Origin of the sequence: Salibacter halophilus (assembly GCF_008806325.1) — a bacterium.
Lineage (GTDB): Bacteria > Bacteroidota > Bacteroidia > Flavobacteriales_G > Salibacteraceae > Salibacter > Salibacter halophilus.
In genome coordinates this window covers 16569-36422 of sequence record NZ_WACR01000013.1, presented here as the reverse complement: position 1 = coordinate 36422, position 19854 = coordinate 16569, and the positions used below count along the sequence as shown (strand labels likewise).

18 protein-coding genes and 1 tRNA gene are annotated in these 19854 nt (G+C 40.2%); 9 read left to right on the top strand and 10 right to left on the bottom strand.

Annotated features, from left to right (window positions below; genetic code table 11):
• Positions 1–446: 446 nt before the first annotated feature.
• From dnaA to F3059_RS12985, 3 genes are all read left to right on the top strand, one after another.
• Positions 447–1883 carry a chromosomal replication initiator protein DnaA gene (gene dnaA / locus F3059_RS12995; RefSeq protein ID WP_151169979.1) on the top strand — a complete coding sequence of 479 codons (1437 nt, stop codon included), beginning with the start codon at positions 447–449 and terminating at the stop codon, positions 1881–1883.
• A gap of 64 nt (positions 1884–1947) precedes the next feature.
• A complete protein-coding gene (locus tag F3059_RS12990) occupies positions 1948–2409 on the top strand; it encodes a low molecular weight protein-tyrosine-phosphatase (RefSeq protein WP_151169977.1) in 462 nt (153 codons plus the stop codon).
• On the top strand, positions 2402–3112 hold the full coding sequence (locus F3059_RS12985) for an SAM-dependent methyltransferase (RefSeq protein WP_151169975.1): 711 nt from the start codon (positions 2402–2404) through the stop codon (positions 3110–3112). The genes F3059_RS12990 and F3059_RS12985 overlap by 8 nt, the downstream gene beginning before the upstream one ends.
• Here the strand turns inward: F3059_RS12985 and F3059_RS12980 are convergent.
• From F3059_RS12980 to F3059_RS12965, 4 genes are read right to left on the bottom strand one after another with little or no spacing between them, the layout of a single operon-like run.
• Positions 3096–3950, bottom strand: a complete 855-nt coding sequence (locus F3059_RS12980; RefSeq protein ID WP_151169973.1) for an FKBP-type peptidyl-prolyl cis-trans isomerase — start codon at positions 3948–3950, stop codon at positions 3096–3098. The genes F3059_RS12985 and F3059_RS12980 overlap by 17 nt on opposite strands.
• Entirely contained in the window at positions 3919–4728 is an 810-nt protein-coding gene (locus F3059_RS12975) for an FKBP-type peptidyl-prolyl cis-trans isomerase (RefSeq protein WP_170265180.1), read from the bottom strand. Before F3059_RS12975 ends, F3059_RS12980 begins: the two co-directional genes overlap by 32 nt.
• A gap of 46 nt (positions 4729–4774) precedes the next feature.
• Positions 4775–5311: an FKBP-type peptidyl-prolyl cis-trans isomerase gene (locus tag F3059_RS12970; protein WP_151169969.1), complete on the bottom strand. Its 537-nt coding sequence runs from the start codon at positions 5309–5311 to the stop codon at positions 4775–4777.
• A complete protein-coding gene (locus tag F3059_RS12965; protein ID WP_223274620.1) occupies positions 5304–6326 on the bottom strand; it encodes a DHH family phosphoesterase in 1023 nt (340 codons plus the stop codon). The genes F3059_RS12970 and F3059_RS12965 overlap by 8 nt, the downstream gene beginning before the upstream one ends.
• A 94-nt stretch (positions 6327–6420) precedes the next feature.
• Between F3059_RS12965 and F3059_RS12960 the strand changes: the two genes are divergently transcribed.
• On the top strand, positions 6421–6840 hold the full coding sequence (locus F3059_RS12960; protein WP_151169967.1) for a nucleoside-diphosphate kinase: 420 nt from the start codon (positions 6421–6423) through the stop codon (positions 6838–6840).
• A 47-nt stretch (positions 6841–6887) separates the two neighbouring features.
• On the top strand, positions 6888–7865 hold the full coding sequence (locus F3059_RS12955; RefSeq protein ID WP_151169965.1) for an endonuclease/exonuclease/phosphatase family protein: 978 nt from the start codon (positions 6888–6890) through the stop codon (positions 7863–7865).
• 57 nt (positions 7866–7922) lie between these two features.
• Here the strand turns inward: F3059_RS12955 and F3059_RS12950 are convergent, their stop codons facing one another.
• From F3059_RS12950 to F3059_RS12935, 4 genes are all read right to left on the bottom strand, one after another.
• Positions 7923–9065, bottom strand: coding sequence for a pirin family protein (locus F3059_RS12950; RefSeq protein ID WP_151169963.1), 1143 nt, complete (start codon positions 9063–9065; stop codon positions 7923–7925).
• Between the two features lie 121 nt (positions 9066–9186).
• Entirely contained in the window at positions 9187–11253 is a 2067-nt protein-coding gene (rpsA, locus tag F3059_RS12945) for a 30S ribosomal protein S1 (RefSeq protein ID WP_151169961.1), read from the bottom strand.
• A 184-nt stretch (positions 11254–11437) separates the two neighbouring features.
• Positions 11438–14065, bottom strand: a complete 2628-nt coding sequence (gene clpB, locus F3059_RS12940; protein ID WP_151169958.1) for an ATP-dependent chaperone ClpB — start codon at positions 14063–14065, stop codon at positions 11438–11440.
• Between the two features lie 176 nt (positions 14066–14241).
• Positions 14242–15312, bottom strand: coding sequence for a cytochrome-c peroxidase (locus F3059_RS12935; protein ID WP_151169956.1), 1071 nt, complete (start codon positions 15310–15312; stop codon positions 14242–14244).
• Positions 15313–15529: 217 nt separating this feature from the next.
• On the opposite strand from F3059_RS12935, the gene F3059_RS12930 reads away from it, so the two are divergent.
• A tRNA-Pro gene (locus F3059_RS12930) sits at positions 15530–15604 on the top strand.
• Positions 15605–15928: 324 nt separating this feature from the next.
• Here the strand turns inward: F3059_RS12930 and F3059_RS12925 are convergent.
• On the bottom strand, positions 15929–16300 hold the full coding sequence (locus F3059_RS12925) for a helix-turn-helix domain-containing protein (RefSeq protein ID WP_151169954.1): 372 nt from the start codon (positions 16298–16300) through the stop codon (positions 15929–15931).
• 348 nt (positions 16301–16648) lie between these two features.
• Here F3059_RS12925 and F3059_RS12920 point away from each other — a divergent pair, with 348 nt between their 5' ends.
• Positions 16649–16855 carry a hypothetical protein gene (locus tag F3059_RS12920; RefSeq protein WP_151169952.1) on the top strand — a complete coding sequence of 69 codons (207 nt, stop codon included), beginning with the start codon at positions 16649–16651 and terminating at the stop codon, positions 16853–16855.
• A complete protein-coding gene (locus tag F3059_RS13705; protein WP_170265179.1) occupies positions 16852–17037 on the top strand; it encodes a hypothetical protein in 186 nt (61 codons plus the stop codon). Before F3059_RS12920 ends, F3059_RS13705 begins: the two co-directional genes overlap by 4 nt.
• Before the next feature lie 80 nt (positions 17038–17117).
• Here F3059_RS13705 and F3059_RS12915 read toward each other — a convergent pair whose 3' ends face one another.
• On the bottom strand, positions 17118–18935 hold the full coding sequence (locus F3059_RS12915) for a PKD domain-containing protein (protein WP_151169950.1): 1818 nt from the start codon (positions 18933–18935) through the stop codon (positions 17118–17120).
• Positions 18936–19168: 233 nt separating this feature from the next.
• On the opposite strand from F3059_RS12915, the gene F3059_RS12910 reads away from it, so the two are divergent.
• Positions 19169–19816 carry a response regulator transcription factor gene (locus F3059_RS12910; protein WP_151169948.1) on the top strand — a complete coding sequence of 216 codons (648 nt, stop codon included), beginning with the start codon at positions 19169–19171 and terminating at the stop codon, positions 19814–19816.
• Positions 19817–19854 lie beyond the last annotated feature (38 nt).

Sequence of the window (19854 nt, the reverse complement as noted above, 5' to 3'; positions counted from 1 at the left end):
TCGATTTATGAACAGTTGTTAAAGGTTAAAAAAGAAATTTTCACATACTAATTTTTGTATATGTAATCGTCAAAAATTGGGTAAATAGAGGTTATACACAGAATTTTCAAATTTGTTGAAACAAAGTCAAAAGTCACCAATCTACTGAGCATCAAAGGAACTGTTGTTAAGAAAAGAAAAAATATCAAAAAACCGCGTGAACTCTAAGCTCTAAACCTTTTGTAGTCTCGTTTTTTTCTTTAAATTGAGAGGCAAAACACGGAGTAAAAAAAACTTGAATTACAACCCACATTCGGTTTTTTTTTTCACTTTTTTCTTAAAATTTTTGTCTTGCATCAAACGGAACAAAAAGTCTTTAACCTACCCTAAACTGTCAGGAGAGACGTTAACAATTTTCCTTTGGTGTTTAAGTTAAACGATTTATTAATTTAATAACTGTTAGCGTAATGAGTAAACCACACGAGGAGGTCTGGAACAATTGCTTGTCTATTATCAAGGATAATGTTAGTCACCAGAGCTTCAAAACATGGTTCGAGCCAATCAAGCCTCTCAATCAAAAAGGGAGCACGTTAACAATTCAAGTTCCAAGTCAGTTTTTTTATGAATGGTTAGAAGAGCACTATATCACTCTACTCAAGAAAACCATTAAAAAAGAACTGGGTCCTAATGGTTCACTCGAGTACTCTATCATCATGGAGAACAATTACAAGAACAACAACAAATCGTTGTCTGTAAAAGTTCCCACTACAAATAAGAGTGCCGTGAAAAATCCCTCTGTTTCCATGCCTTATGAAGTTGGTGGAAATAAAGGAATCAAGAATCCATTCATCATACCGGGGTTGAAGAAAGTTGTTGTTGAATCACAACTCAATCCAAACTATTCTTTTGAGAATTTTGTAGAAGGTGAATGCAACCGTTTGGCCAGGAGTGCAGGCTATGCAGTAGCTAGCAAGCCAGGAGGAACTGCTTTCAATCCATTACTTATTTATGGAGGCGTTGGCTTGGGTAAAACACATTTGGCACACGCTATTGGGATCGAGATTAAGAATAATCATCCCAACAAAACTGTTCTTTACGTTTCTTCAGAGAAATTCACTCAGCAGTTTATCGACTCGGTAAGGAATAACACACAAAATGATTTTGTGCACTTCTACCAAATGATTGATGTACTCATCATTGACGATGTGCAATTCTTTGCCGGAAAGGAAAAGACACAAGATGTTTTCTTCCACATTTTTAACCATTTGCACCAAACCGGTAAGCAGTTAGTTTTAACAGCTGATAAACCTCCGGTTGAAATGCAGGGCATTGAACAACGTTTGTTATCGCGTTTCAAATGGGGATTGAGTGCTGATCTACAGGTTCCGTCACTCGAAACGCGAATTGCTATCCTTCAAAAGAAGATGTACACTGAAGGAATAGAGCTTCCTAACGAAGTTGTTGAGTATCTTGCATACAGCATTACCAGTAATATTCGCGAACTTGAAGGTGCGCTAATTTCACTTATCGCACAATCGTCACTCAACAAAAAATCGATTACACTCGATTTGGCCAAGGAGATGATTGACAAGTTTGTGAAAAACACGGCTAGAGAAGTTTCAATCGATTACATACAAAAAGTTGTATGCGATTACTTCAACCTACCAATTGAACTACTGAAATCTAAAACGCGCAAGAGAGAAGTTGTTCAGGCTCGTCAAATTGCGATGTTCTTTGCCAAGCAAATGACTAAATCGTCATTGGCAAACATCGGTGCTCACTGTGGCGGGAAAGATCACGCTACTGTATTGCACGCCTGCAAAACAGTCAACAACCTTATCGATACAGATAAGCGCTTTAGAAACTACATTGACGACCTTGAAAAGAAAATCTCTATACAGTAATTAATTACTGCATTGTTATTGGATAAAAGGAACTGCATTGCGGTTCCTTTTTTATTTTCGCCCTATGAAGAAGATTCTCGTTGTTTGTTTAGGAAATATATGCCGCTCTCCAATGGCTCACGGTTTGCTTCGCGACAAGTCTCAAAAACGCGGTATCGAATTGGAAATTGAAAGTGCCGGCACCAGTAATTTCCATGTTGATGAGTCACCTGATAATCGTGCCCAGGAGAAAATGAAAAGCTACGGTTACGATATCAGCGATTTAAAAGGCAGACAATTCATTCCATCAGACTTTGAGGAATACGATGAAATCTTTGCGATGGATGAGAATAATTACAACGACATTATTGCTCAGGCAAAAGATCGGTCAGAGCGCAAAAAGGTGAAGTTCTTCTTATCAGAGATCGATGGCGAAAACCTGAGTGTTCCCGATCCTTATTTTGGTCATGAAGACGGTTTTGAGCACGTTTTCAAGTTGTTGGATGCTGCATCTGACAATCTCCTAAACAGAATCGAGGATGAATAAAGGAACACTCTATCTCATACCAACTACTCTTGGCCCTGGAAAACTGGAGACTTCCCTGCCAGGTGAGGTTCTGACCAAAATTGATGAACTCAACTGTTTTGCGGTTGAAAAAGTGAAAACAGCTCGCAGATTTCTCAAAAAAGTGAATAGAGATCGCGATATTGACAGCACTTCGTTTTTCATTCTCAACAAAAAATCGAGCGAAGATGATGTTCTTGAGATTTTACAGGAACTTTTAATGGGTAAAGATGTGGGAATGCTCTCTGAAGCCGGAGCTCCTGCAGTTGCTGATCCCGGAAGTTTGCTCGTGAAAATGGCTCACGAAAATAAGATAAAGGTGGTTCCTTTTGTCGGTCCCTCTTCTATTCTATTGGCATTGATGGCGAGCGGACTCAACGGGCAGTCTTTTACTTTTCACGGTTATCTACCGCGAGATGAAAAAGACAGAAAACAAAAGCTACTTGAGCTTGAGCGGTTGAGCAGCAGGCATCATCAAACACAAATTTTCATCGAGACTCCGTACAGGAATAATCAAATGATAAAAAGCATCGTGGAAACGTGCGGTCCAAAAACTCATGTTTGCGTGGCAGCTAACATCACAACTGATCAGGAAAAGATTATGACCAAAACGGTGTCAGAATGGAAAAACAAAACGCCAGACTTCAACAAACAGCCCGCTGTTTTTCTTATTCAGGCTTCTTAAAATCGATCAGTTTCACATCAAAAATCAGGTCTTTATCTGGACCTACAACACCTTTCCCCTGCTCTCCATAGCCGAGATAAGAAGGAATGACAACTCTCCATTGATCGCCTTGTCTCATCATTGACACCGCTTCATCCAATCCGCGAACAACCTGTCCCTTACCGAGGTTAAAAACCAGAGGCTTATCCCTGTCATAAGACGAATCGAATTTGAGCCCATTTTTGAAATAACCGTTGTAGTGAATCTTGACGAGATCTCCGGGAGCTGGCCTGGCACCGCCTCCTGAGCTAACCTTATAAATTTTCAGTCCTGAATTAGTAATCAATTCTTCAGCTCCGGCAGTATCGAGTGGAGCAACCGATTTCTTTTTTCCCAGCACCTGAATTTCGTAGTGTAAATCTGAGTTTGACGGGACACGCATCACAATCTTATTTCCAAACCCGAGGTGAGATGGCACTTTCAAAATATACCTTCCTCCTTCTCTGGAATGAGGGAAAAACCGGTTCATCCCGTCAACCATTTGAACCTGCCCAACCTCCATTTGTGAAGGGCTTCCAGACTGAAAAGTATTGCTGAAAAAACGATCATCATTTTGTGGCCTTCCTTTGTAATGAAAGATTACAACATCTCCAGAATCAATTTTTTCGCCTTTCCCTTTTTCAAGCGTTTTATACATCAATCCCGAACTATCAAGAACAGTGTATTCTGTTTCACGGTCAGAGCCTTTAACTGGCTCACCTTCGTTTTCATTTCCTGAACCGTTTTTGTTAGTCTGGCTGTTGTTACAACCAATCATGAAGAAGAAACTAAAGAGAAGTAGTAGCGTCTGCTGTTTCATTGTCAAATACTTTTCGCAATTTCACATTGTACATTACAACGGTGTTTGGCGGAATCGTTCCATCACTTGAGCCGTTTTGAAATGCTAATTCGGGCGGAATCACCGCCAACACTTCTTCACCTTCTCGCATCTGTTGGAGTAGAATTTCAATTCCGCGGAGAACCTGTCCCTGTAAGCCTAACTCAAAATCAAACGGCTCTGATCGCTTTACAGTGCTGTCAAAGAGTTTTTCTTCTGTCGTGAATCCTTCATAATCAATCACCACTCGTTTACCTGCAATTGCTCTTTTGCCTTGATGATTTTCTTTCAACCAAAAAGCGTGAATTCCGCTTGTCACACGATAGTCAGCTATAGATTTGGATCTGACCATCGAAATAATGTGCTGCTGATTAGAATCAGGAATTAACTGTAATAATCCGGGATATTGCTTTGAAAACTGGTATTCTTCAGGTGAAAATATTTCTTTGAAGCTCAATGTCAATTTCACTTTTGGTGCACTGCTTGAAATGCCAAGTGGTCTCAACCTGCGCCCAGGCATGACAAAGCTTGCGCTATCACCTAAATACAACAATGATAGCGCTTCCATAATTCCGGTATCCACATAAGTTTGATATGGAATGACAGTGATAGAATCCGGGTTCTGAATGACATCTCCGTTGATTGTTTCAGCTTTGTAGCGAATGCCGATCCATTGATTATCCCGGGCTGAATCACGAGTATCAGAGAAAGAGTGAATCTTGTATTCGAGCCCGCTCGCAGTTATTGAGCTCCCGTCCATTTCGTGCTTTTGGCAGCCAAATGTGAGCAACACAAGAACGATCAAACTACTTAAGCGACACCAGTTTAACATCGTAAACAATTGATGAGTGCATTGGAATTTTCTTTCTGTCACCAGCCAAACCGTGAGCTAAACGGGGCGGAATAATAAAACGTGCCCTATCACCAACCCGCATGTAGGTAATCCCCTCATGCAAGCCGTTTTCAACGTGATCCATCCCGATGACAAATTCTTTTAAACCGTCCTCTTCGCTGGTATAAACGGTATCTCCGTTGAGTAATGACACAACGTATTCAATCGTTGCCACTCTCTTTTCTGTTGCTTTGGGTCCGGGAGTTGATGCCGAATCATAAACGGAATAAAAAAGTCCTGATCCTGATCTTTCCATCTCCCATCCTCTTCGCTCGATGTATTTTTCAATCAGCTTGAACTCAACCATCTCACGTTCGCGGTTGATTTCCAACAACTCCTCTTTTGTAAAATCCTTTTTATCGGCATTTACCAACTTATTTTCAGATGACTTTGAGTTGGAGTTGCAACTGAAAATCGCAGATAACAGAAACAAAAAGATGAGGCTACGCATTTTGAGAAAGTTCCAGTTTAACTTCTTTGATTAACGCTTCCAGTTTATCGATAGTTTCCTGAAGAGAAAGATCACTCTTTCCTCCCGCAGCATTGATGTGACCACCACCTTCAAAATGTTCGCGAGCAAATTTATTGACGTCAAAATCCCCCTTTGACCTAAATGAAAGTTTGATAAATCCTTCACTACTCTCACGCATAAATGTTGAAAAAACAACACCTTTTATGCTGAGTCCGTAATTCACAAGACCCTCAGTATCGCCTTTTTGATAATCGTAAGCGTTTAACTCATCCTGCGATAAAGCGAAGTAAGCTGCATTTTCCTCCACTAGTTTGAGCTTATCGTTGAGAACGTACCCCATCAACTTGAGTTTTGACAACTTGTTTTGATCAAAAACGCGGTCATAAACAACGTGTGGTTTGAGTCCAATATCGATAAACTCAGCTGCAATTCGGTGCGTTTTAGCTGAAGTAGAATTAAATCTAAATCCGCCTGTATCAGTCAAAATCCCGGTGTAAAGTGCCTGGGCAGAGTTGAGCGTCAATTTTTGATCAAATTCGAGATTCTTGATGAGTTCGTAAATCAACTCAGCCGTTGAAGAAGCACTCGTTTTACTCAATACAAACTCCGCAAACTCATCAGGCTCCTGGTGATGATCAACCATGATAAAACAAGCATCGCTGTCTTCTAGTATTTCGGTCAGATCACCGGTACGTTTGAGATTGTTGTAATCGAGGCTGAAGATGTATTCTGCCTTTTTGAGCGCAGATTTTGCTTCTTCTTCCTGCTCAGTGTAAACCATGATTTCATCACTTCCGGGCAGCCAGTTCAAAAAATTAGGATACGGATCAGGTGCTACGATTGTAACTTCCTGCTGACCGATAAGCTTGAGGTAGTGAAACAAACCGAGAGCAGATCCAACGGCATCACCGTCAGGACTCTTGTGCATGGTGATCGCAATTTTTTGCGGTTTGTTGAGTATATCGTGTAAATGTAAATAATCGCCTTCTGTCAAAATTTTTATTTTAAAATTAGATAAAACAAAGGAAAGGTTAATAGTAACAATAATGCTACTTTTGCAGCGAAATTGAACAAGAAAATTATTAACAATGGCTGGTACAACCACATTTACAATGATCAAGCCCGAAGCAGTAGAAGCAGGGCATATTGGAAACATTTTACAGATGATTAATGAGGCTGGTTTTAGAATTGTTGCGCTCAAAAAAACGCAATTGAACAAAGACCAGGCTGGTGAATTTTACGCAGTACACAAAGAGCGTCCATTTTACGGTGAGTTAGTTGACTACATGTGTTCAGGTCCTATCGTTGCTGCAATTTTGGAAAAAGACAACGCTGTAGCTGACTTCCGTGAGTTGATCGGTGCAACTGATCCAAGCGAAGCTGCTGAAGGAACTATCCGCAAAAAATACGCTACGTCAAAAGCTGAGAACGCGGTTCACGGTTCTGACAGTGATGAAAATGCACAGATTGAAGGAAGCTTCTTCTTTTCACGTTTCGAAAAATTCTAAAAATAGCAGGGCAGCTCAAAGCTGCCTTTTTTAATTTCTATTCTCAGATGAAATTGCTCTCTCTTTCATACAAGTTATTGGTTTTGTTTGCACTCGGTTCGTTGCTGGGTTGCTCACAAATTGAAATGTTACCGAATCAGGCTGCTTTGCCCATGGATTACAAAAATCCGGTTGGTGATGAACTGCGCATCATGACCTGGAATGTGGAGCATTTTGTCGATGAATACGATTCTCCTTACACTGATGCCTACAAAGAAAATAATCCGTCAGTTGCACCTGAGAAAAAGGCTCTTTTCATTGAGGCTATTCTAAAATCAGACGCAGATGTTGTAGTACTTCAGGAATTTGAGAGTGCCCAGTATCTCGAAAAATTGATGGGTGAACTCGATCAGGAACACGATTATCAATTCTTTGCCGATTATGAAAGTTTGGGTTGGTACATGAATGTTGTGATCATGAGCAAAGTTCCGCTGGGTGTAATGTACGGTTATGGGAATGTATACACTCCGGTTGAGTATGTTGACGAAAAAGGGAAAGAGCGCAAAGAAACACAGATCAATATCAATACACGCATGTGGAGTTGCCGCGTTTGGCCCACTCAGAAGAAATCTGTCGTGATTACCGGTTTACATTTAAAAGCCGGAAGAGATAACCGAGATATCGCTACTCGTGCCGGTCAGATTGATTTTTTGAACTACCAGATGAAACAGTTGACAAAGATCAACAAACGCGAAAACCTTGTTGTTCTAGGTGATTTCAACGCCTATCCAGACAGTAAAGAGCTGGAGCTGCTCAAACAGGGAACAAAACGCACACAGCTCTTTGATCCGTTAGGTGACTCTGTTTACTCTCACCCTTCTGATCAACCTCAAAGGAGATTGGATTACATTCTTTACAACAGCAGCATGGAGAAATCATTGATCGATAGTTCTGCTAAGATCTACAAGCCTTTTGAGCCCGGCAGAATGCGAATCGTTAGTGATCACTTGCCTGTGATCGCTGATTTTGAAGTGAAATCTTTGTAAAAAAAAGAGGAATCCTGAATATTTCAGCACTCCTCATTTTCTAATATAAATTTTCGTTTACCCCTTAACTTCTTTGCGGCCATCAGCATGGATCGCAAATCTTCCTTCATTGCGATCATGAACCTGATCTCTGCGCGGCCATGGCCATCCTCCAAATTGTGTTTGTTGGTAATCTTTAAATGCTTGCTGGATTTCTTCCTTGGAATTCATCACAAACGGACCATACTGAATAACCGGCTCATCGATCGGGCGGCCCTGTAAAACAAGTATACGTGACACGTGATCGTGGTTAATAATTGGCAAATCGACATCTGGCTCAACCTCGATTGAGTGATAGCGTGGAATCTCTTTTCCTGCTACTGTGATGCTTTTACCTACATAGAAATAAACAGTGCGGTTTACGCCTTTTGGTGCTTTTGGTAATGTCCATTTAGCGTTTGGGTTGAGGACAATGTTCCAAACTCCAACGTGATTGTTTTCATCTGCTGCCCATGAATCAGGTGGTGGTGCCGGAGCTTTAACATCTCCGAGCTTACCGGCAATAACTTCAGCTTTAATCTTATTGCCATTTTCATCGCGAGCAGAGTATTTCGACTGATCTTCTTTCCACATCATTTTAAAATGTGGCTTTACCATTTTGCTTTTTCGCGGTAGATTCAACCATATTTGAAATAGTTCGAGCGGGTTTTCCTTATCTTCATTAATGAGCGGAAACATCTCAGAGTGTTGTACTCCTTCTCCGGCTGTCATCCATTGAACGTCACCAAATCCATAACGACCAGCAGCACCCAGTGAATCAGCATGGTCGATTAATCCCTCACGAACGAGCGTTATGGTTTCAAATCCGCGGTGCGGATGTCCCGGAAATCCGGGTACTTTTGTTCCGTGATACATTCGGAACCCATCTTTAATGATGAAGTCGTTTCCGATATCCCTACCTTTGAGCAGTTCCTTATCGGGTCCCATATTTTCATTTCCCTGTGGAAATTGGTCATCATGGTGTACACAAAAGAGAAACGGGTTTGGCGTTTCCCAGTTAAATCCTAGCGGTTTTATGTTTCTTATCGGGTTCACATCTACTGATTTTTGATCGTTGACAAATCCAGAACGAGTTACTCCTGAAAACGGCCACGTTAACACGGCTGTGGTTCCGACCGTGAGTTTACTCAAAAAACTTCTCCTGTCATTTTTGGTACTCATATCATTCTGTTTTTGATATAACCAAATTTAGTAATTATTTGTTTATACATGTAATTTTTTAGGTATAAAAAAACCGCTCCGAAAATTGGAGCGGTTTCAAAATTTATAGAAGAGCGACTATCTATTTCTCGTCATCGCCATTTTCCATTTTTTGTTTCAAATCACTCAATGCATCGAGATCACCAAGAGTGGTTCTTTCTCCTTTGTCATTGTGCGACTTGATTTGTTGACGTGTAGCTTTTCTGGCGCCAGAAGGTTTCTTCTTGGCTCCACCGCCACTGCTTTTACTCTCATCAACATCATCGTGAAGTTTACCATGCGAGATGATAATTTTCTTCGCTTCTTTGTTGAATTCGAGGATTTCGAAATCTAAAGTATCATCGATATTGATTTTGCCACCGTCTTCTTTGTTAGCGTGACGTGTTGGGCAGAATCCTTCAACTCCGTAAGGAAGTGAAACGATGAATCCTTTATCATTCTTAGAAATTACAGTACCCTGGTGAACTGATCCTTCAGTGAACACAGTTTCGAATACATCCCATGGGTTTTCTTCGAGTTGTTTGTGACCGAGTGATAGTCTGCGGTTGTCCTTATCGATTTCGAGAACAACTACTTCTAGCTCGTCACCAACTTTACAGAATTCCGTTGGGTGATTGATTTTCTTGCTCCAAGAAAGGTCAGAAATGTGTACCAATCCGTCAATTCCTTCTTCGAGTTCAACGAACACACCGAAGTTTGAAAGGTTGGTAACTTTACCTTTATGCTTAGATTCAACAGGATATTTTTCTTCGATATTCTCCCATGGATCTGGAGTGAGTCTGCGAGTTGAAAGCGACATCTTACGCTCTTCGCGATCGAGCGTCATGATAACAGCCTCTACTTCGTCACCAACTTTAAAGAAGTCCTGCGCTGTGCGCAAGTGTTGTGACCAGCTCATTTCAGAAACGTGGATAAGACCTTCAACACCTGGCTGAATTTCAACGAAAGCACCGTAATCAGCAAGTACTACTACTTTACCTTTTACTTTGTCGCCTACTTTGAGGTTTTCATCAAGGTTATCCCATGGGTGAGACTGAAGTTGTTTTAGACCAAGTGCAATGCGTTTCTTCGAATCATCAAAGTCGAGGATAACAACATTGAGTTTTTGATCGAGTTCCACAACTTCCTCAGGGTGGTTGATACGACCCCATGAAAGATCTGTAATGTGGATAAGACCATCAACTCCACCAAGGTCGATAAATACACCGTAAGAAGTGATATTTTTAACAGTACCTTCAAGTACCTGACCTTTTTCTAGTTTCGTCATGATCTCAGCTTTTTGCTGTTCTAGCTCAGCTTCAATCAATGCTTTGTGTGATACAACAACGTTTTTGAATTCGTGGTTGATTTTCACAACCTTGAAATCCATTGTCTTGTTCACAAACTGATCGTAGTCGCGAATTGGCTTCACGTCAATTTGAGAACCCGGAAGGAAAGCTTCAAGTCCAAATACATCAGCGATAAGACCACCTTTAGTACGACATTTAACGTATCCTTTGATGATTTCATCGTTTTCTTTCGCTTTGTTAACTTTCTCCCATGCGCTAAGTGTACGCGCTTTTTTGTGAGAAAGAACGAGCTGTCCTTCTTTATCTTCAAGACTTTCAACGTAAACATCTACTTTGTCACCAACCTTAAGATCAGGATCGTAACGGAATTCAGATGTTTGAACAATTCCTTCAGATTTGTAACCGATGTTGATTACAGCTTCTTTTTTACCGAGAGAAACGATTGTTCCTTCAACAACTTCGTGTTCTGCGATAGAAGTAAGCGTTTTGCTGTACTCTTCATCCATCTCAGAAACTTCATCTTCAGAGTAAATCTCTTTTTGCTTTCCGAGTTTACTCCAGTCGAAATCGTCTAATGGCTCAACCTTGTCGTAATCAACCGGTTCACTGTCAGATCCAGAAGCTTTAGCGTTGCCGCCTTTGTCTTCAGGTTCTGATTTTTCCGTTTCAGCATCCACGTCAACCTTCTCAGCTTTTTTCGCTTCGGTTTTTGTTTCAGCCTTTGGCTCAAATTTTTCAGTTGATTTTTCCTCAGCTTTAGAATCAGCTTTGGTTTCAGGAGTTTTAGAAGCAGACTCCTGTGCCGCTTCGGTTTTTGCTGCTTCTTTGTTTTCAGCAGCTTCTTTTTTCTCTTCTGCCATGAATGGCCTCGATTTGTATTGCAGTTTGCGGTATCTGCAAGTAATTTAACTTCAGCTGTTTCCGCATTAAACAGCCCCTTCCTTTTGGAAAGGAGGTGCAAAATTAGTGATTATTTATCCAGTTGCAAAATAAGTCACTGGAAATTAGGGCAAAATAAAAAGGCCGGGGGATCCGGCCTTTCTCTTATTCTTCTTCTGTTGAAATTTGATCTTTCTCGATAGGTTTCCTGAATACAAATCGGTCATCAAATTCATCGAGCACGGCTTTATCACCTGCCTGAATTTTATTAGCCAGTATCTCTTTCGAGAGTGTATTCAGTATCTCCTTTTGCATCAATCGCTTGATGGGGCGTGCACCAAATTGCGGATCGAATCCACGGCTGGCGAGTTTTTCCAACACCTCATCAGTTGCGGAGATGGTGATGTTTTGCTTTTTCACCCGGTTCTGAATGTGAGCAAATTGCAATTTCACTATATCGAGCACATCGCTTTTGCTGAGCGGTGTAAACATGATGGTTTCATCAATCCTGTTAAGGAACTCTGGCTTCAGGTTCTGACGAACATAAGCCAACAACTCGTTCTTCGTTTGTTCAAAGAGTTCTTCTTCATTCGTATCATTCAGGTTCTCAAAACTCTGCTTGATAATGTCAGAACCGAGGTTCGATGTCATGATAATGATCGTGTTCTTGAAGTTCGCGACACGACCTTTGTTATCAGTCAATCGGCCATCATCGAGTACCTGCAGCAAGATGTTGAACACATCTGGGTGTGCTTTTTCAATTTCATCTAGCAGCACTACTGAGTACGGTTTCCTGCGGACAGCCTCAGTGAGCTGACCACCTTCATCGTAGCCTACATATCCGGGAGGCGCTCCCACCAATCTGGATACAGCATGACGCTCCTGGTACTCACTCATATCGATTCGTGTAATGGCATTTTCAGTGTCGAATAAGAACTCGGCAAGTGCTTTGGCCAGCTCTGTTTTACCAACACCAGTCGTACCCAGGAACAGGAACGAACCAATTGGTCTATCCTCATCCTGTAATCCTGATCGTGATCTGCGAACCGCATCAGAAACAGCTTCGATTGCTTCCTCCTGACCAATTACACGTTTGTGCAATTCATCTTCGAGGTGGAGCAACTTTTCGCGTTCGCTTTGTAGCATTTTGCTCACCGGTACTCCAGACCATTTCGAAACTACCTCAGCAATATCCTCAGCATCTACTTCCTCTTTGATAAGAGCTGATCCTTTTTCGCGTAAATCTGCAACCTTAGACTCGTACTCTTTCAACTGCTCCTGAAGTTCATTGATTTTACCGTAGCGCAACTCGGCCACTTTACCAAAGTCGCCTTCACGCTCTGCCCGGTTTGCTTCTAGCTTGTATTTCTCAATGTCCTCCTTGACTTTTTGCAAGCCTTCAATCACTTCTTTCTCACTCTCCCATTGAGCTTTGAGTGAATTGCGCTCTTCGCTCAATTCTGAAATATCCTTCGATAATTTTTCGAGCTTCTTATCATCTTTTTCACGCTTGATTGCCTCGCGCTCAATTTCGAGCTGACGAATTTTACGTTCAACTTCATCGAGTTCAGCCGGCATCGAGTTGATTTCCATGCGCATCTTTGATGAAGCCTCATCGATTAAGTCGATCGCTTTATCCGGAAGGAAACGGTCAGTGATGTATCGCTCACTGAGTTCTACAGCTGAGATAATCGCCTCGTCTTTGATCCTTACCTTGTGGTGTGTTTCATATTTTTCCTTGATACCACGCAAGATGGAAATAGCATCATCAGTATTTGGCTCATCAACTACAATCGTTTGGAATCTTCTTTCAAGAGCTTTGTCTTTCTCAAAGTACTTTTGATACTCTCCTAAAGTTGTGGCACCTATTGCACGGAGCTCACCACGCGCCAATGCGGGTTTCAAAATGTTCGCTGCATCCATTGCGCCTTCGCCTCCACCGGCTCCGACCAATGTGTGGATTTCATCTATGAACAAAACGATATTTCCATCGCTCTTTGTCACTTCTTTTACCACAGCTTTGAGTCGCTCCTCAAATTCACCTTTGTACTTGGCACCGGCTACAAGCGCACCCATATCGAGTGAGAAAATCTCTTTAGACTTGAGGTTTTCAGGCACGTCACCATTCACAATACGATGTGCGATTCCTTCGGCAATAGCTGTTTTACCAACTCCCGGCTCACCGATTAAAATAGGGTTGTTTTTTGTTCTCCTGGACAAGATTTGAAGTACACGTCTAATTTCTTCGTCACGCCCGATTACGGGATCCAGTTTTCCGTTTTTAGCACGCTCATTCAGATGAATAGCGTATTTATTTAATGCATTATATGTTTCTTCAGCACTCTGACTTTTCACTTTTTCTCCTTTTCTAAGTTCGTTAATCGCTTTTTCAACATCAGTAGATTTCAATCCACTGTCCTTCATCATTGAAGCAACCTGGTCAGATCCGTTGAGCAATCCGAGGAATACGTGTTCAAGCGAAACGTATTCGTCTCCGTTTTTCTTCGCGAGGTCTGATGCTTTGTTCAGAGCTTTTCCTGCGTTCTGACTGAGATAAAGGCTGCCGCCTTCAACTTTGGGATAAGATTCTACAACCTTATCTATCGCTCTGCTGAAGGTGTCTTCATTGACTGCATTTTTTTTGAGTAAAAACGGTATTACGTTTTCGTCAACATCGAGCATGGCTTTCAGTAAATGCCCCGTTTCAACAGCCTGCTGGCCATTTCCCTGAGCCATTTGCTGTGCCTGCTGTACAGCTTCCTGTGCTTTTATTGTAAAGTTATTGAAGTTCATTTGACTTTTTTCTCTGATATTGTCAAATACGAGACCAATTGAGATTACAGGGATAGAAACGGTAAAAAAGTCAGTCAATTTGAAAAATGACAGACAAAAAGGCAGATCAGAACATAAAAAAGCGCCTGCTCAATATTGAACAGGCGCTCGATAAATATTGTGAAAAACGTTTAGACTTACATTGAAGCGGTTGCCGGTTCTGACTGTAAAGCGTGCTCAGGAATTTCACCAGTCAACGATTTGAGGAAAGTTGAAATGCTGGCTACCTGTTTTTCAGTTAAGTCTTTACCGAGTTGTGTTTTTCCCATGATCTTAATCGCTTCGTTAAGATCAGCAACGCTTCCATCGTGGAAATATGGAGCAGTTTTGTGAACGTTACGGAGTGATGGAACTTTGAAGAAATATTTATCACCTTCGTTTCCAGTAACATCAAAACGACCTTCATCTTTGTGCTCTGATCCGGTGTATTCCCAGTACGGACCTTCAACTAATCCGAATTTTTGATACATCTGACCGCCAAGCCCCGGTCCCATGTGACAAGTTGTACAACCGGTTTCGATGAAAGTTTGAAGTCCTTCTTTTTGTGCGCTGCTCAAAGCATCACTTTTTCCACCGAGATAATCATCAAAAGGAGCCGGAGTAGAGAGAGTCTTTTCAAACTCTGCAATAGCTTCAGCCATATTATCGAAGTTGATCGGTTTTTTGTCGTCAGGAAAAGCTTCAGCAAACATCTTTTTATACTCATCATTGTCGCCAAGTACACTTTCAACATCCGTTTTAGACTTCATCCCCATTTCAATTGGGTTGAGGACCGGACCTTTTGCCTGCTCTTTTAAATCTGCCGCTCTACCGTCCCAAAATTGTGCGATATGGAAATAAGCATTGTAAACACTTGGACTATTTCGCTCTCCTCGCGTACCATCATGACCGGGAGAAGTTGGCTCGTTATCCACTCCATAATTATCTAGCATGTGGCAAGAATTACAACTCATATCCCCCGACAGACTCACATCTGTTTCGTAGTAGAGTTTTTTACCGAGTTTAGCTATTGGTCTATCAAATGAAGCTGGTTTAGGCAATTGCTTGAAGTAAGCTTTAGCCTGTTTAGCTACCGGATCTGCTTCTTCCTTCTTTTTCGTTTCCGTCTTCGCTTTTTCTTCTTTTCCGCTTTCTTTTTGGTCAGAACCAGAGTTACAAGCAACTATTGTTGCTGTAATTATTGTAGCGCTTATTAATACTTTCTTCATGGATTGTCAGATTTTTGTCAAAAATAAAAAATCATAAACATATACCGATAATCATATTTAACTTTTGTCAATAAAGCTATAAGACATTTTAATAGAGTTCTAAATAGTTTTGAGTCAGCAAAATGTGATTGAAGAGTTGTAAAAAGGTTGAATTCTTCCATTAAAGAACTTGGGAAAGTAAAAATGTTGTTTACTTTTGCCATCCGTTTGACGGAAACGGGGTGTAGCGTAGCCCGGTCATCGCGCCTGCTTTGGGAGCAGGAGGTCGCAGGTTCGAATCCTGCCACCCCGACAAATAAAAGCCTGTTCGTGCCAACGAATGGGCTTTTTTATTGCTGAACATCTGTGCCACTACACAAGGGTTTAGGAATTAAAAAAGACCAGTAGCGCTGCGAAGCGAGCTCAGGGTTTTGTTTGCTAACACTTAAGGGGTAAAAGGATATTCAATCCTGCCACCCCGACAAACTCTTCACTGAGCTTCAAGCATTAAACCTCTTAATCGGTTGATTGAGAGGCTTTTTTTGTACTATCTGCATTCGAGCATGGCTAAATCAAACTGACGGTACTCCTTGTCTATTTTCTCAGAACTTCACCTAACAGATGATATAAATAGATATTATGAACTGTACTGTTCTTTTACTTTATCACGTAGAATTTTATCGAGCTCATCATCAACTTCCAGTTCGATGAGAATTTTTCTGCTGCTTTTTTTATCGTACGGAACCTGCTCATCATTGAGTGTTGAAGTTTCAACTTCATCATCGATAAAGTCATCGACAAAATACTTAAATGAGACATTGAGAATCGAGGATAACTGCAAAAGTCGATCAACAGTAATCTTCACCTTTCCGGCTTCGAGTCTTTGATAGGATGTTACACTTGTGTCGAGCTTATCGGCAACATACTCCTGGGAGAATCCTCTGTCGTTGCGAACTTTCTTTAATCTTTCAATTAATAAATCACTCGGGCTTTCATTTTTCGAACCCATAAAAAGTCATTTTTCGCAAATCTATAGCTACACCGATCAGTATACTACACCTTATTTCGCATATTTATGCTATTTTTGAGTCAATTAATTACTCTAAAAACGAACAAAAACACACAATAACGCAATAAAAGAGAAGAGGAATACTGAAAAATTGATTTATGAAGTCAAGCGAAAATAGAATAAAAAACTATTTAACAACCTTTTTTAATAACGGCAAACACAAAAAACATCAACTCCCAATGTTGTGGCGAGATATTCAGCCAATGAACATGCAAAAACCGCACATTAAACGAGGTGGATAGTTAAATAACAATTCCTCAAATATTCACTACAAAACCAACCGAATTTATGCTAATCGAAGCTGATTCCAAATGGCACGAAGTTATAAGAGAGGCTCTGAAAGAATATCTGGAGCTACTGAATAACAATCAAGATCGTGATGACCTGTCACTACTTGAACTTCACCGCAACTTAAAGAAAAAACAAAAAGTCACTGAAATACTGCATCGCATGCAAGTGGGCGATAATGTAATTCTCGAAATCCGTTCAAAATGAAAAAATCAAATAATAAATCTCTTCGCGTTCGCTTTGGTTGCAACTATTTAGGTTTTCATAAATGGGCAATTATTGATAAGACTAAACCAAACAAAGAACCTTATTCAAGAATATGTCAGTATTGCGAAAAAAGGGAAGTAATACACAATGGAGTTGTTTTAATAATTGATCAGGGGAGTTAGCTGCTATAAAAAAGCCGCTGCAAAATTTGCAGCGGCTTTTATTCTCTGATAAAGAAAGTAAGTGTGGGGTACTATTCAGACTACTCTATTACAACTTTAGTGTGTAATACCTCTCCATTAGATAACGTCACATAGCAGAAATACATTCCTGTATTGAGATTACTTGTGCTCATCGGGAACTTGTGACTACCGGCACCTTGCTCACCGGCATTTTTTTCGATTACCACACGTCCGTTGATATCGAACATTCTTATTTGCACTTGCTGCTTTTCTGATAAGTTGAGTGCGATGTTCACATTATCACTTGTTGGATTAGGGTAAACCTTGAAGTTGTATTGATCATCAACATCTGTTTCATCATTTCCAAGACTTCTCTTTCCACTACTGTCATCCTGTGGTTTTCCTTCACATGGAACTTCGAGTTCAATACAGATGCGTTTTGAGCAACATCTTCCGTCTGGGCCTTCAGCTATAACAGTAACACAAACTTGATAACCGCCAGCTTGAGTATAAATGTGCTCAACTTCTTCACCTGTTAAAGTTGTTCCATCTCCTAATGTCCAAATGTAACCGATGATCTCTGTGTTTGAATTCACATTGAGTGAGAATTCATACTCACAACATTCGTCAAAATCTACCAGTATTTCTCCATCAATTTGACACTCTTCAGGACAAGGCTCTTTTATTTCTATTTCAAGACATTCTTTAACTGTACAGCATTCTTGTGTCTCTGTATTGTAATAAGTAACCTCAACGCAAACCTGATATGCTCCTGGAGCATCATAGTAATGAGTTGGTGAAACTTCATTGGAGCTGTAACCATCACCAAATGTCCATTCTGCGCTGAGTAGAACCCACGGATTACTAGGACTGTTGAGTAAATTAAATGTTGCTTTACAATTTTTTATTTCAGGTTTGATTTCCAGTTTTTCTTCACATGGATCTGGCTCTGATGGTGTAGTTGTTGTATCACAGTTTGCAAAATCAGCTCCTGTTACAGTACCTACTGTAACATCTATATTATGTTGTCCTGATGATGGGTAAGTCTGAACATAACCCGGTTGGTTAATCTCACCAACATAATAATTACCGGCAGGGATATCCAGGAAGCAATAATTACCGAGTGAATCCGTAATTGTAGTATCAATAGGGTTATTGAGGCTGTCGTACAAGATAATTTCAAAACCATCTAATGTTGGATCACCAGCATAGGAACTGTCACAGTTTTGATCAAGATACTTAACTCCGCAAATACTACCGTTTGGATTACAACAATTTTGATCTAGAGGGCTTCCACCTGTCATGTAACCTTCAAGGCTAATTCCCATTGCCACTCCAGAAATATTTCTCATATCTAGCCTCAGACAGTGTGTTCCTGATGTTAATGAAATGGCAGTATCAACGATAATCCTGTTTCCATACTGAAAATGATAACCTGAATCTCCAGCTGCAAGCAGATTATTGTCAAGATAAACATAACCATAATCATCGGCTACAACTTCAAAATTAAAGTACACCGTAGTGTCCTGACAGATACAAAAACAGTTCTCAAAGCTGTAAGGATCATCAGGAACAGGGTTATTTGTATTGTAAGAATTATCATTAAAGGCCGAGATCCACTGAGAATTCGGGAAATTATGCCATGCACTGTTCGGACTAATAACATAACTTGGAGACGGTAAAGTCAATCCTGAAGAACTGGGAACATTAGTTAATCTCCAGTAATTATCATAATCTCCATAACTATACTGACTATTAGTCGTGTGATCATAACCAGTATTGAGTATTAAAGTATCAACGATACACCCTGAACTACTACAGCTGGGTGATTGTGCAATACTGACATAGCTCAGCATCGACATTAAGACTAATAAGCCTAAAGTTTTAAGTGTTTTCATAATGCAATAATTTATTGTTTTAATGATGTAAAACTAAAGGCTTATGAAGTCGGATAATCGCCAATGAAAAAAGTATTTTTACTAATGAAGAGCTAGTAAAAACCGCCACTTTTATGAAACTTTAATCTGATAACAGGTTATATGGCATTATTTTATATCAAGATTTGTTAATTATATATAAATTACTTTAACTTAGTAGTCCCTTTAATTACTAATACCCTAATACCGCGAACATGACAATTCAAGCTACTGACCCTAAAGTTCTGTGTATTAGCACAGGCGAATTTCAGACTTTTGGTATAACAAACCTTTGTCAATCATCTGTCGAATTTGAAACCTGGATAGAAACTGATCACCTTCCTGATTTATCTGGCTTCTCAGATATCATTATATTCTTAAGTGGTTTCACTAAACAACAAGTAAATAACTTTTTCATTCTTTTAAATGATGCTAAAGCAATTAAAAAGACAATCGCTTGTTATAACTCAAATGATACTCTAGAATGTTATCTTGCTTTTAAACATGGTGTTCAAAGATTTATTAACTCTTCATCATCTATTAGTGAACTGAAAATTGATATTGATCATTGTATCGGTCATAAATCAATGAGAACCTACTATCCAAAAGGGTTTATTGACAGAATAATAGCGACAAAGCAAAAAAACCTTGAAGGTGTGCTAGTTGCTGAACTAAAGAGCATTGAAAAAGAAATCATTTCGCTATTATGGAAAGGTGAAACGAATGATGAAATTGCTGATAGACTATCTCTTTCTGTGAGGTCAATTGAAAGATATAGATCTCGTCTATTGAAGAAAACAAGATCAGACAATATTCTCGGGCTTATGCGTAAGATGCTTGAGGAAGGAGTGCTAACTGTATAACTTATTTTTATATATGTTTCTCAGAATCACATCATTTA